The 11,912-nt window shown below is 64.0% G+C and carries 11 protein-coding genes, 1 tRNA gene and 1 pseudogene; 5 read left to right on the top strand and 8 right to left on the bottom strand.

Annotated features, from left to right (window positions below; genetic code table 11):
- Positions 1 to 61: 61 nt before the first annotated feature.
- A pseudogene (locus tag ACO06P_RS15680) lies at positions 62 to 210 on the top strand (transposase); the annotation flags it as partial.
- A 16-nt stretch (positions 211 to 226) separates the two neighbouring features.
- On the opposite strand, the gene ACO06P_RS15675 reads toward ACO06P_RS15680, so the two are convergent.
- Positions 227 to 1,945: an ankyrin repeat domain-containing protein gene (locus ACO06P_RS15675; protein ID WP_420346167.1), complete on the bottom strand. Its 1,719-nt coding sequence runs from the start codon at positions 1,943 to 1,945 to the stop codon at positions 227 to 229.
- Positions 1,946 to 2,585: 640 nt separating this feature from the next.
- Positions 2,586 to 2,675: transfer RNA gene (locus ACO06P_RS15670), tRNA-Ser, on the bottom strand.
- Between the two features lie 274 nt (positions 2,676 to 2,949).
- On the opposite strand from ACO06P_RS15670, the gene ACO06P_RS15665 reads away from it, so the two are divergent.
- A complete protein-coding gene (locus tag ACO06P_RS15665) occupies positions 2,950 to 3,294 on the top strand; it encodes a hypothetical protein (RefSeq protein ID WP_420346166.1) in 345 nt (114 codons plus the stop codon).
- A 38-nt stretch (positions 3,295 to 3,332) separates the two neighbouring features.
- Here the strand turns inward: ACO06P_RS15665 and lepA are convergent, their stop codons facing one another.
- The gene (lepA, locus tag ACO06P_RS15660) at positions 3,333 to 5,135 is read right to left on the bottom strand and encodes a translation elongation factor 4 (protein WP_420346165.1); all 1,803 of its coding nucleotides are present in this window, start codon (positions 5,133 to 5,135) and stop codon (positions 3,333 to 3,335) included.
- Positions 5,136 to 5,456: 321 nt separating this feature from the next.
- Here lepA and ACO06P_RS15655 point away from each other — a divergent pair, with 321 nt between their 5' ends.
- From ACO06P_RS15655 to ACO06P_RS15645, 3 genes are all read left to right on the top strand, one after another.
- Positions 5,457 to 5,711, top strand: a complete 255-nt coding sequence (locus tag ACO06P_RS15655; RefSeq protein ID WP_420346164.1) for a hypothetical protein — start codon at positions 5,457 to 5,459, stop codon at positions 5,709 to 5,711.
- 272 nt (positions 5,712 to 5,983) lie between these two features.
- The gene (locus tag ACO06P_RS15650) at positions 5,984 to 6,316 is read left to right on the top strand and encodes a hypothetical protein (RefSeq protein ID WP_420346163.1); all 333 of its coding nucleotides are present in this window, start codon (positions 5,984 to 5,986) and stop codon (positions 6,314 to 6,316) included.
- A gap of 250 nt (positions 6,317 to 6,566) precedes the next feature.
- Positions 6,567 to 6,746 carry a hypothetical protein gene (locus ACO06P_RS15645; protein WP_299394980.1) on the top strand — a complete coding sequence of 60 codons (180 nt, stop codon included), beginning with the start codon at positions 6,567 to 6,569 and terminating at the stop codon, positions 6,744 to 6,746.
- A 78-nt stretch (positions 6,747 to 6,824) separates the two neighbouring features.
- On the opposite strand, the gene pheT is transcribed toward ACO06P_RS15645, so the two are convergent.
- The 5 genes from pheT to ACO06P_RS15620 all read right to left on the bottom strand — a co-directional run bounded on the left by pheT (position 6,825) and on the right by ACO06P_RS15620 (position 11,839).
- Positions 6,825 to 9,224: a phenylalanine--tRNA ligase subunit beta gene (pheT, locus tag ACO06P_RS15640; protein WP_420346162.1), complete on the bottom strand. Its 2,400-nt coding sequence runs from the start codon at positions 9,222 to 9,224 to the stop codon at positions 6,825 to 6,827.
- A 4-nt stretch (positions 9,225 to 9,228) separates the two neighbouring features.
- Positions 9,229 to 10,299, bottom strand: a complete 1,071-nt coding sequence (pheS, locus tag ACO06P_RS15635; protein ID WP_420346161.1) for a phenylalanine--tRNA ligase subunit alpha — start codon at positions 10,297 to 10,299, stop codon at positions 9,229 to 9,231.
- A gap of 159 nt (positions 10,300 to 10,458) precedes the next feature.
- A complete protein-coding gene (gene rplT / locus ACO06P_RS15630; RefSeq protein ID WP_420346160.1) occupies positions 10,459 to 10,815 on the bottom strand; it encodes a 50S ribosomal protein L20 in 357 nt (118 codons plus the stop codon).
- Between the two features lie 13 nt (positions 10,816 to 10,828).
- Positions 10,829 to 11,032: a 50S ribosomal protein L35 gene (gene rpmI / locus ACO06P_RS15625; RefSeq protein WP_299396389.1), complete on the bottom strand. Its 204-nt coding sequence runs from the start codon at positions 11,030 to 11,032 to the stop codon at positions 10,829 to 10,831.
- A gap of 165 nt (positions 11,033 to 11,197) precedes the next feature.
- Complete coding sequence (locus ACO06P_RS15620; protein WP_420346159.1) at positions 11,198 to 11,839, bottom strand: TetR/AcrR family transcriptional regulator; 642 nt, start codon at positions 11,837 to 11,839, stop codon at positions 11,198 to 11,200.
- Positions 11,840 to 11,912 lie beyond the last annotated feature (73 nt).

Genomic DNA, 11,912 nt, shown 5'->3' with positions numbered 1-11,912 from the left:
TGCGCCGCCTTAGACTACTTGTGACCCAACTCAGACATCCAATTGACCAAGCAATGATCCTCTGGGAGCGCAGGCCAGAGTGATCTATCAGCAGATCTACTGCGCCTGGGCCTGGTAAAGAACAGAATCAAACACCACAAGCTTCACACCAAGCCTGACTGTACCTCCGACCATCGCAGGGGTGCCAACCAGTTTCGGCTCTTTCTACACATGAGACCAGTGCTTCCTACATCTCACCTTTCAGCACGGCGATCATCAGGCTGTCGCCGTTGCTCTCAGCTATGGACAACGGAGTGCGATCGAGATTGTCCTCCATGTCTTTGTCGGCGCCATACTGAACCAATAGGCGGGCAATCGCTGCGTGCTGTTCAACAACTGCCAACTGCAACAAAGAGCCGCCGTTCATCGCCGTACTCTTAGCATCACCGACCAAGATCATCGGAACGTCACCGGCATTCAGTTCGAGCTGTAGATTTGGGTCGGCACCATGTTCGAGTAGGAGACGCACCAGTTCCGTACTTCCGGAAACTACAGAAATGAAAAGAGGTTCTTGACCATGTGGTGCTGTCTGGCTAGCTCCGTTCTGAAGCAGAAGCTTGACACATCCCACCGGGTTGATCGTGGTGATGGCTTTTTGCAGCAGCGATGCACCCCACTCGTCCCGGATTTCCAACCGCGCACCATTCGCAATCAAGAATGCTGCGCTTTTTTCGTGACAGTGACGATCACCTTTGTCGTCCACAGACGATACTGCATTGTTCAAAGGAGTTCCGACATATTCTTGGTCGATCGGCACTCCTTTCGACTTCAAAATCGCCAAAAGGGCTGGATCGTTGAACTCAACCGCGTTGTACATGATGCCTGGGTGATCAAGCTTGGCGCCTTTCGCGATCAAGTATTCCGCGAGGTGGCGATGACCGTAGGAGAGCGCGAGTAGGACTGGCGTGTCATTGCCATAATTTACTGAACGATTGATGTCAGCACCTGCCGAAACGAGATACCGTGCAACGCCCTCGCTTCCGTTCAACGCCGCATACAGCAATGGCGTAACGAACAGGGTTGGGCTTACTGTGTCTGGCGAGGCTCCGGCCTGAACGTACAAAGCAATCACGCCGACATTGTCTTCCTCAACGGCCTTGAAGAACACATAACGATCCCTTTCGAGCCCAAGCTCGGCAAGTCGAGTGTTGGCCTGCTCTCGCGAAAGGCTTAGCGTTGTGTCGGGATCGAGAATCGGAAGATCGACAACCTTTGGATCAGTCGATGCTGCTGGCTCGATCTTAAGTGGTTCCCATTCCGATGCTTCGGTCTGTGCTAGAGTGATTTGTGGCTGAGTCAGTCCTTCTTCGAGCCCGGCGATAATGCCCGATAGAGCCTCCACAATGTTAGGCTGACCACTGGATTTGGCTATCAGCGCCCATTTGTACGAATCGACGTAATTGGTGAACTCAAAGCCATCCTGAGCTTCAAGCAAAGCAGTCAACGCCTGTGCTAACGGATCACCTAGTTGGGCGCCTCTCAGGGCATATTCGTGTGCCTTCTGGTAACTCTGTATGACCCCTTCGCCATCCCAGTATATCCTCGCCAAGTAATGGTACGCCTCAATGCGTGTGGCAGTTGCCTTCTCAAGCCAGCGTATCGCGGCAGCGGGTTGCTTATCTGTGCCGATGCCCTGGACCAAGAAGACGCCGACATCGAAGTAGGCCGGTGCATAACCGCCATTCGCGGCCTTTCTCGCCCATTTCAGCGCGCGTGCGTTATCCTGCGGCACGCAATAGCCGTTTCGATATAGATCGCTCAATAGGTGCTGGCTCTTTCCATCGCCATCCTTTGCGGCAGTTTCTACGTCAAAGTATCGCTCACATCGGCCCTCGGCGAAGGCCTGATATTCCATAAGAAGCTGAAGGGCGGAAATAGCCTCCATAGAGGTCGTTATACTTTCCATCGACGACTCCGAGGCGTGCTTCTCTCGAGCGGAGAGCTGATCGCCGAAGAAGTCGTCACCTCTCGCAGCCGATGCCTGGACCAACAGTAGCAGCGCGCACCACCAACAGAGGCCCAGCAAAGCTTTGGGTGCGTCCCAATTCACACGCATTTCTAGCTTCCCTTGCTTATTGGGCAGGTACTATCACCAGTGATAACAAACAGCCCGCTATCCAAATCTGAATCTCGCACGCAAGTGAAGTTCCGGGCAACCGGCACCTTCTCAGCTCTTCTCCCAAGAAGCGAGACTAATCGGCCAGGTCGGCTTTCCACAGACTTATATCCGCGGCGTCGTCAGCTTTGGGCGTGCCGCCTGCATGGCAGTATAGGCAGCTCGTGCCACTATCCAGCCCAAAGGTTGATTGGCTTTGACAACCGGAGTTGCTTCGCAAGCCGAAGTAGTCGCGCTGCGTGCTGGCACCAAAACCGGCCTTCCAAAAAGGTGGCGAGAGAAGATGCGACTGAAATTCTCTATTCGACGGAGCAGAGCGGTTCTCTCAGTGCGGTTTGAGAGGGGACCGGCCGCTAAGGTCCGCGAAACGCGGCCCATTCTGGCTCCTAGTGTCAAACCGTCCAGAGAAACGGCAAACCCGCAGACTTGGTGGCGGAGAGGGTGGGATTCGAACCCACGAGGCGGTTTCCCACCCACACGCGTTCCAGGCGTGCGCCTTAAGCCACTCGGCCACCTCTCCTCGGGCGCGATGCAAGGGGCTGCGCAGCCCTGCCAGCGCTCCGGCGGCGGGACCCTAGCCGAGGCCGCGGGCGGATGCAATCTTTAGCGTCAGCCCGGCAGGGCCGCAATCCGGCCTCCCAGGGCCCGGCCTGGGCCAAAAAAACCTGCCCGCCGGTTGGCCCGGGGCATAGCTGGCTGTTAGTATCCGCTTGTCGCGATCCCGGTTGCGCCCCTGCCAGCGCAAGACCACAGCAAGAAAAGCGGGCGTGGCGGGAAGTACCTGAGGGGGACTCATGATCGTTGGCCGTATTCTCGGCTGGTTTTTTCTGTTCGGTGCACTGGTGCTGCTGGGCTGGGACGGCGTTTCCTCTGTGAGTTCCGGTAACTGGCGCTTCGCACCTCTGGGCCAGCGCTGGTACGAGATCGACCAGGCCCTCGGCGGTTTCAGCCTCAACACCCTGCAGGCGGGCATCGAACGCAACATCTCGGTCAGCCTCTGGGACAACATCTTCGCGCCGCTGCTGGGCTGGTGGGCCTGGGCGGTGTTCCTGGTGATCGGCGCGATCCTGGTGCTGATCTTCCGGCGCTGGCGCAGCGAGCGGCAGCCGCGCCGCTTCTCCCCCCGCGGGCGGCGCTAGAGTGGAAACAGGGCGGAAACCCGTCCCGGCAGGGGACCCTAGCCGTCGCCCATCTTGAGGGCGGCGAGGAAGGCCGACTGGGGGATTTCGACGTTGCCGACCTGGCGCATGCGCTTCTTGCCCGCCTTCTGCTTCTCCAGGAGCTTTCGCTTTCTGGAGACATCGCCGCCATAGCACTTGGCGGTCACGTCCTTGCGCAGGGCCGAGATGGTCTCGCGGGCGATCACCTTGCCGCCGATGGCCGCCTGGATGGCGATCTTGAAGAGCTGGCGCGGGATCAGGCCCTTCAGGCGCTCGCAGAGCACGCGGCCGCGCGGCTCGGCCTGGCTGCGGTGCACGATCATCGCCAGGGAATCCACCGGCTCCTGGTTCACCAGGATGGAGACCTTCACCAGATCGCTCTCGCGGTAGCCCTCGATCTGGTAGTCGAAGCTGGCGTAGCCGCGGGAGACCGACTTCAGGCGGTCGTAGAAGTCGAAGACCACCTCGTTCAGCGGCAGCTGATAGACCAGCATGGCCCGGCTGCCGGCGTAGGTGAGGTCGATCTGCTCGCCGCGCCGCTCCTCGCAGAGCTTGAGGATGGGGCCGAGATAGTCGTCCGGCACCAGGATGGTCGCCTTGATCCAGGGCTCCTCGATGCGGTCGATCTTCACCACGTCCGGCATGTCGGCCGGGTTGTGCAGTTCGACCAGATCGCCCTTGGTCATGTGGATCTTGTAGACCACCGAGGGGGCGGTGGTGATGAGGTCGAGGTCGAACTCGCGCTCCAGGCGCTCCTGGACGATTTCCAGATGCAGAAGCCCCAGGAAGCCGCAGCGGAAGCCGAAGCCCAGCGCCGCAGAGGTCTCCGCCTCGAACTGGAAGGAGGAGTCGTTGAGCGCCAGCTTGGCCAGCGAATCGCGCAGGGTCTCGTAGTCCGCCGCATCGACGGGAAAGAGCCCGCAGAAGACCACCGGCACCGAGGGCTGGAAGCCGGGCAGCGGCGCGGCAGCCAGGCGCTTTTCCTCGGTGATGGTGTCGCCCACGTTGGTGTCGGCCACCGACTTGATGCTGGCGGTGAGGAAGCCGATCTCCCCCGGGCCCAGGCCGGTCAGCGTCGTCATCTTCGGCGTGAAGGCACCGACCTTGTCCACCAGGTGGGTGGCGCCGCTGCCCATCATGCGGATCTTCATGCCGGGCTTCAGGGTGCCGTCGACCACCCGCACCAGGGTGATGACCCCCAGATAGGCGTCGTACCAGCTGTCCACCAGCAGCGCCTTCAAGGGCGCTTCCGCATCGCCCTTGGGCGGCGGCAGCCGCTGGACCAGGGCCTCCAGAACCGCGTCAACGCCCACGCCGGTCTTGGCCGAAATCGGCAACGCCTCGCTGGCATCGATGCCGATAACTTCCTCGATCTGTTCCTTCACGCGCTCGGGCTCGGCCGCCGGCAGGTCGACCTTGTTCAGGACCGGCACGATCTCGTGGTCGTTGTCGATGGCGAGATAGACATTGGCCAGGGTCTGCGCCTCCACGCCCTGGCTGGCGTCGACCAGCAGCAGCGAGCCTTCGCAGGCCGCCAGGGAGCGGCTGACCTCATAGGAGAAGTCGACATGGCCGGGGGTGTCGATGAGGTTCAGCTGGTAGGTTTCGCCGTCCGCGGCCTTGTAGCTGAGGCGCACCGTCTGCGCCTTGATGGTGATGCCGCGCTCGCGCTCCAGGTCCATCGAGTCGAGGACCTGCTCCTTCATCTCGCGGTCGCTCAGGGCCCCGCAGAGCTGGATCAACCGGTCGGCCAGGGTCGACTTGCCGTGGTCGATATGGGCGATGATCGCGAAGTTCCGGATATGAGCAAGATCGGTCATGGCGTCTTCTAAGGTACAGAATCACTTCTGAGGTCCAGAATCCCTGGGGCTGCGCACCGCGCTCGGAACCCCGGCGGGCAGGAAGATAGGGCGCGGCGGCCCCTCGATCAACGCTTGATGGACCACCGCGCAAACGGGCAGTCCCCCTGGCCGCAGCCCTTCCCAGAGTCGATCAAGAGTCGATCATGAGTCGATCCGGCCAACCGCCTACAAACCAAAACACGCGAATTTGACGCGAAGTCGTCACACCTTCGGCGATAGAGGCTGTGATAGCCCTCCAGGCGAGAGGCTATGGAGGACATGTTGAAACGACACAATATCTTGATCGAACCTTGGCGGGAAACCTCGAGCTTCACCTACCAGCGCGGCGAGCCGCTGTTCCGCTGGACCGTGACCTTCGAGCAGGACGGCGTCCGCTATCAGCAGGGCACCGCCCGCACCCACGCCGAGGCCCGTGCCGCCGCCGAGTCCTTTCTCGCCGATCATGGGGTCGAGTTGCACTGGCAACAGCCGGCCAGCGCCACCACCCGCGTCCTGACGCCCCGGTCAGGCCAACCAAGGTTCTTCCAGTACTAAAGCGGATCTGCGGCGGGCGCCTTATCCGGGCAGCTTGTCTGAGTATCTTGCCCGCCTATCTTGCGGCCTATCTTGCCGCCTATCTTTTCTGGGCATCTTAGGACTTGGTTTCTATCTTTTAGGTCCCTGACAAGACTGCTAAAGTATTCGGGAGTTAGGGGGCATTGTCTCGATTCTTCACCGAATCTCAACGCCGGGCAGGAAGAATTGGGGGAACCTCAGGGATCTGAGGATGCACGATGCGGAGAGATTTAATGGGCAAAATCCTTACGATGACGGGGAGCAGCCTGCGCTTGGCGGCCTGCGCGGCAGTGGCAGGTGTGGTCCTCGCGACTTCGGCATCCCCCGCCGCGGCGCGCAACGAAGCGCGCTGGTACCAGCAGAACTATTGCATGGTGAAAGCCTACGAAGCGCTCGGCAAGAAAGACGCGGCCACCTACACCAAGAACGCGCGCCAGTCGCGCGCCAAACTGATTCGCCTGGGCGTGCCGGAGCACCACATCCGCGAGCTCGAGGCCTTCATCAACAAGACCATCAAGAAGAACAGCCGGGGCAACAAGGCCCACCAGGGGCCCCGTATCTGCATGCAGTGGTACAGCACCTGACCGCTGTGGCTCCAACGGCTGTCTGCAGGCCACGACGAAGCCCGGTCCCCAAAGGGACCGGGCTTTTTGTTGCCCGACGGCCATAAGCCGGGAAGCGGCTCGCCACCGCCAGGACCCATCCAGCCTTGTTGCATCTTTGCCACTCTCAGTGCGCAAATATCACAGTCAGCGGGATCTTAACCTTTCGTTAACCATGGCCGGACGACGCTCAAGGCTCGCAATATCTGCGGGATGGGCAGGGACACTGGCAATGGATCGGAGAATCAGCGAAGCGGAAGCGCGCGAGTATGCCGCCATGACTTGGGCCTTGGCGGCACGTGCGGAAGCGGCTGGCAACATCAAGCTCGCCAAGGAGTTGGTCGCCAAGGCGCGTCGGGCCGACGAACTCTGGGCACGCACCAGCGATACCGAAGCAAGCGTCTATCGTTGAGTATCCGCCGCCTGCCGTCCCCCGCTTGGGGCCGGCCGGCGACGAACCCGGAGGGGCCGATTCAGAAGGGCCGCGGCTTCAGCCGCGCAGGGTCCCGCCGGTGGCGCCGGTCACCTGTTTGACGACCTTCGCCGCCACCGCTTCGATTTCCTGATCGGTCAACGTCGCCTCGCGCGGCTGCAGCGTCACCGCGATGGCGAGCGACTTCTTGCCCGGCTCCACCCCCTTGCCTCGATAGACATCGAACAGCACGACATCGCTGACCAGCGTCTTGTCGGCGCCGCGCGCCGCCCGCAGCACCTTTTCCGCCGGTACGTCCTCGTCGATCACGAAGGCGAAGTCGCGGGAGACCGGCTGAAAGGCCGAAAGCTTCAGCAACGACGGCTTCTGACGGCCCGACCGGGGCAGGGGGATGCGGTCGAGGAAGACCTCGAAAGCAACCGCCGGGCCCTTCAGGTCCAGCGCCCTGAGCACCCGCGGGTGCAGTTCGCCGAACTGGGCCAGCACGTTGGGACCCAGGCGCAGCACGCCGGAGCGGCCCGGGTGGTACCAGGCCGGTGCGTCGCGGGTGACCTGCAGGTTGGCCACCGGCGCCTCGCAGGCCGCGAGCACCGCCTCGGCATCGCCCTTGGCGTCGAAAGCATCGACCGGCCGGCCCGGGGCCGCCCAACTGCGCTGGCGGCGCTCGCCCGCCCGGATGCCGGCGGCCACGGTCGCCTGCCCTTCCGGGCTGTCGTCGTTGTACTGCGGCCCCACCTCGAAAAGCGCGAGATCGCCGTAGCCGCGGTCGGCGTTGCGCGCGGCGGCGCTCGCCAGATTGGCCAGCGGCGTCGGCCGCATGACGTCGAGGTCCGCCGAGATCGGATTGTCCAGGTGCAGCGCCGCAGCGCCGCCACCGAACAGCGCCGCCTCCTTGCCGGAGAGGAAGGAGAAGGTCACGCCCTCCCACATCTCGCGCCAGGCCAGCGCCGTGCGCGCCGCGGCGACGCGCCGCTGACCGGGGCTGAGCGCCGCCTGCGGCAGATAGGTCTCGCGCGGCAGGTCGACCTCGGGGATCGCATCGTAGCCGTGGATACGCAGCACTTCTTCCACAAGGCAGGCCTCGCCCTCGATATCGGGCCGCCAGGACGGGACGGCGGCTTCCAGCCGATCGCCGGATGTGTCGACGGCGAAACCGAGGCGCTCCAGGATCTCCGCCTGGCGCTCCGTCGCGACCTCGACGCCGCAGAGGCTGGCGATGCGGGCGGGCCGCAGGCCGACACTGCGGTCCCAGGCCGGGACTTCGCCGGCGGTCACCACGTGGCTGGCCTCGCCGCCGCAGAGCTCCAGGATCAGGCGGGTCGCCACCTCCACCCCCGGCAGCACGAAATTCGGATCGACCTCGCGCTCGAAGCGGTAGCGGGCATCGGAATGGATGCCCAGTTTGCGGCCGGTCTCCGCCACCCGGATGGGGTCGAAGAGGGCCGCCTCCAGGAACACGTTGGTGGTCTCCTCCGTGCAGCCGGAGACCTCGCCGCCCATGATGCCGCCGATCCCTTCCGGTCCGGCATCGTCCTGGATCACCACCATGGTCTCGTCCAGGCGGTAGGTGTTGCCGTCCAGCGCCAGGATCTCGGCACCCGGCTCGGCCAGGCGCATGGTGACGTCGCCCTTCACCTTGTCGGCGTCAAAGACGTGGAGCGGCCGGCTCAGGTCGTAGGTCACGTAGTTGGTGATATCGACCAGGGCGGAGATCGGCCTGAGGCCGATGGCCCGCAGGCGGTCCTGCATCCACTTCGGGCTCGGCCCGTTCTTGACGCCGCGGAAGTAGCGGCCGGAGACGAAGGGGCAGAGATGCTGCTGGTCGTCCGGCAGGGCGCGCTGCCAGCGGATCGGGCTGTCGAAACCGCCCGGCAGCGGCGCAGTGTCCAGCGGCTTCAGCGTGCCGAGCCCGGCGGCGGCCAGATCCCGCGCGATGCCGCGCACGCCCAGGCAGTCGCCGCGGTTGGGGGTGATAGCGATCTCGATCACCGGGTCGTCGAGGCCGGCGGCCTCGGCGAAGGGGCTGCCCAGCGGCGCCTCCTGCTCCAGCTCGATGATGCCCTCGTGCTCGTCGGAGAGGCCCATTTCCCGCTCGGAAACCAGCATGCCGTTGGACGCCTCGCCGCGGATCGTCCCGGCCTTCAGGGTGATCCCGGTGCCGGGGATGTAGCTTCCCACCGGCGCGAAGACGCCCAGCATACCGCTGCGCGCGTTGGGCGCGCCGCAGACCACCTGCACCTCTTCGCTGCCGGTATCGACGATGCAGACCCGCAGGCGGTCGGCATTGGGGTGCTGGCGCGCCTCCTTGACGCGGGCGACGGTGAAGGCGGAGAGCGCCTCGGCCGGGTTGTCGACGCCCTCGACCTCCAGGCCGATCATCGACAGGGCGTCGGTGATCTCCCGCAACGAGGCCTCGGTTTCCAGGTGCTCCTTCAGCCAGGACAGGGTGAACTTCATCGCCTCAGCCTCCCCGCACCAGAGAGGGCGGCTCCAGCGGCACGAAGCCGTAGTGCTTCAGCCAGCGCAGATCCGTCTCGTAGAAGATGCGCAGGTCCGGGAAGCCGTACTTCAGCATGGCGATGCGCTCGATCCCCATGCCGAAGGCGAAGCCCTGGTAGACCTCGGGGTCGAGGCCGCAGTTGGCCAGCACCTGGGGGTGCACCATGCCGCTGCCGAGAATCTCCAGCCAGTCCTTGCCGGGGCCGATCTTCAGCTCGCCGCCCTCGCGGCTGCAGCCGATGTCGACCTCCGCCGAGGGCTCGGTGAAGGGGAAGTAGCTGGGCCGGAAGCGCAGCGGCAGGTCGTCGATCCCGAAGTAGGCGCGGCAGAAGGCCGTCAGGGTGCCCTTCAGGTGGCCCATATGGGTCTTCTTGTCGATCACCAGCCCCTCGACCTGATGGAACATCGGGGAGTGGGTGGCGTCGTGGTCGGCGCGGAAGGTGCGCCCCGGTACGATGATGCGGATCGGCGGCTTCTCGGCCAGCATGGTGCGGATCTGTACCGGCGAGGTATGGGTGCGCAGCACCTTGCGCGTGCCGTCCGCCGCCGGCTTCAGATAGAAGGTATCCATGTCCTGGCGGGCCGGATGCCACTCGTGGATGTTCAAGGCCGTGAAGTTGTGGAAGTCGTCCTCGATATGGGGGCCTTCGGCCACCGAGAAGCCCATCTCGCCGAAGATCGCCACCAGCTCTTCCCAGGTCTGGCTGATGGGGTGGATGCGGCCGAGTTCCGCCGGGCGCGCCGGCAGGCTGACGTCGATGGATTCCTCCGCCAGCCGCGCCTCGAGGGCCGCCTCTTCCAGAGTGCCGCGGCGCGTCTCGATGGCCGCGTTGACGGCTTCCTTGATCTTGTTGAGGCTCTGGCCGGCTTCGCGGCGCTCGTCCGGGGAGAGGCTGCCAAGGGTCTTCAGCCGCTGGGTCAGTTCGCCTTTCTTGCCGAGCGCCTGGACGCGCAGTTTTTCGAGGGCTTCGAGATCGGCAGCCGCGGCCACCTGATCGATCAGACTGCTCTGCAGCTGCTCAAGACTTTCCATGATTACTGTCCGCCTTTGCCATCCCGCCAGCCGAACCGTCCGTTTCCTCTATGACCGGTTCTTCGGCAAGCGACCCGGTCTTGCGCCGGGTCTGCGGGAGTGGTCCTTGGAACCGGCCAGCGCCTCAGCGTCTGAGCCGTGGCCGGTCCACGAGAGGCGTCAGGCCCGTGCGGCCTTCGCCTGGTCGACCAAGGACTTAAAGGCTTCGGGCTCACGCACCGCAAGGTCCGACAGCACCTTGCGGTCGAGCTCGATGCCCGCCTCCTTGATGCCGTTCATAAACTGCGAGTAGGTGAGGCCGTGCTGGCGGGCGCCGGCATTGATGCGCTGGATCCACAGGGAGCGGAAGTTGCGCTTCTTCACCCGGCGGTCGCGGTAGGCATACTGCATGCCCTTCTCGACGCGCTCGATGGCGACCGTGAAGACGTTCTTGCCCCGGCTGCGATAGCCCTTGGCGCGTTTGATGACCTTCTTGTGGCGGGCGTGGGTGGTGACGCCGCGTTTCACTCTTGCCATGGCTCCGGTCTCCTTACTTCGCGTAGGGCAGGAAGTTGCGGCGCACGATCTTGGCGTCGGCGTCGCAGAGCAGCGTGGAGCCGCGGGCGTTGCGGATCATCTTCTGGGGGCGCTTGCGCATGCCGTGGCGCTTGCCCGCCTGGTTCATGCGCACCTTGCCGGTGGCGGTCAGCCGGAAGCGCTTCTTCGCCCCGGACTTGTTCTTCAGCTTGGGCATTTTGCATCCTTTCTGAACGAAACGAGACAGTGTGAGCGGCTGGGCATGCCCTTTCGCCGGACCGCTCTTTCTCAGGAACGCGGGGTTATAGCGGCCTCCAGGCCGGATTGCAAGCCGGGGCCAAGGGCCTGAGAAGACCCCTCAAGCCCCCGTTTATGCCCCCGTTTAAGCCTTCATTTCCTGGGCTTCCGCACAGGCCACGCGGAAGCCGGCGCCGGCGATGGCGGCGGCCTGCGCCAGGGCCTCGGGGGGCAGGCCGTCGCGGGCGGAGGCGGAGAGCCCGGCCAGGGTGACGACGACGAAATCGGCCAGGCGCTCGGCCTTGCCCGGGGCGCTTTCCGGCGGGAACTCCTGGCGAAAGCGGGCGATCACCCGGTCCCGGGCGGCGGCCTTCAGGGTCTTGGTAAAGGCGCAGACCCCCTCGTCGGCAGAGTTGCGGGCGCCGTCGGTCACCAGGCAGCCCAGGTGCATCCGGTCGATACCGTAGGCCTCGGCCGCACGCGTAAGGAGCCGGGCCCCGATCTCCGCCACCGGCCCCGGCTCGGCCAGGATTTCGGAGACAAAGGCCCCCTCGCGGCCCAGATAGCGGGCCACGGCACGCTCATAGAGGCCCTGCTTGCTGCCGAAGGCGGCGTAGAGGCTGGGCGGATTCACGCCGATGGCCTGGCTCAGTTCGGCCACCCCCACCGCGTCATAGCCGCGGGCGTGAAACAGGCCGAGGGCGGTTTCCACCGCGGCTTCCGGATCGAAGGCGCGGGGCCGCCCGCGGCCCGTCTCGCTTCCTTCTGTGATTTTTTTAGCGCTCATTACATTTTTCTCTTGCGAAAGCGTCTCAGGAACATATGTAACGATCACTACAGAATTTCAACAACCATCCACC

Source organism: Pelagibius sp. (genome assembly GCF_965227505.1).
GTDB lineage: Bacteria > Pseudomonadota > Alphaproteobacteria > Kiloniellales > Kiloniellaceae > Pelagibius.
Note: the sequence above shows the minus strand (reverse complement) of the source record. Positions and strands in the feature narration are given on the sequence as shown.

Bases quoted from the DNA above. Each gene is read 5' to 3' on its own strand.
- lepA (WP_420346165.1), bottom strand. From the start codon at position 5,135: ATGACCGATCTTGCTCATATCCGGAACTTCGCGATCATCGCCCATATC.
- ACO06P_RS15650 (WP_420346163.1), top strand. From the start codon at position 5,984: ATGACGGGGAGCAGCCTGCGCTTGGCGGCCTGCGCGGCAGTGGCAGGT.
- rpmI (WP_299396389.1), bottom strand. From the start codon at position 11,032: ATGCCCAAGCTGAAGAACAAGTCCGGGGCGAAGAAGCGCTTCCGGCTG.
- ACO06P_RS15675 (WP_420346167.1), bottom strand. From the start codon at position 1,945: ATGGAAAGTATAACGACCTCTATGGAGGCTATTTCCGCCCTTCAGCTT.
- rplT (WP_420346160.1), bottom strand. From the start codon at position 10,815: ATGGCAAGAGTGAAACGCGGCGTCACCACCCACGCCCGCCACAAGAAG.
- ACO06P_RS15665 (WP_420346166.1), top strand. From the start codon at position 2,950: ATGATCGTTGGCCGTATTCTCGGCTGGTTTTTTCTGTTCGGTGCACTG.
- ACO06P_RS15620 (WP_420346159.1), bottom strand. From the start codon at position 11,839: ATGAGCGCTAAAAAAATCACAGAAGGAAGCGAGACGGGCCGCGGGCGG.
- pheT (WP_420346162.1), bottom strand. From the start codon at position 9,224: ATGAAGTTCACCCTGTCCTGGCTGAAGGAGCACCTGGAAACCGAGGCC.
- ACO06P_RS15645 (WP_299394980.1), top strand. From the start codon at position 6,567: ATGGATCGGAGAATCAGCGAAGCGGAAGCGCGCGAGTATGCCGCCATG.
- pheS (WP_420346161.1), bottom strand. From the start codon at position 10,299: ATGGAAAGTCTTGAGCAGCTGCAGAGCAGTCTGATCGATCAGGTGGCC.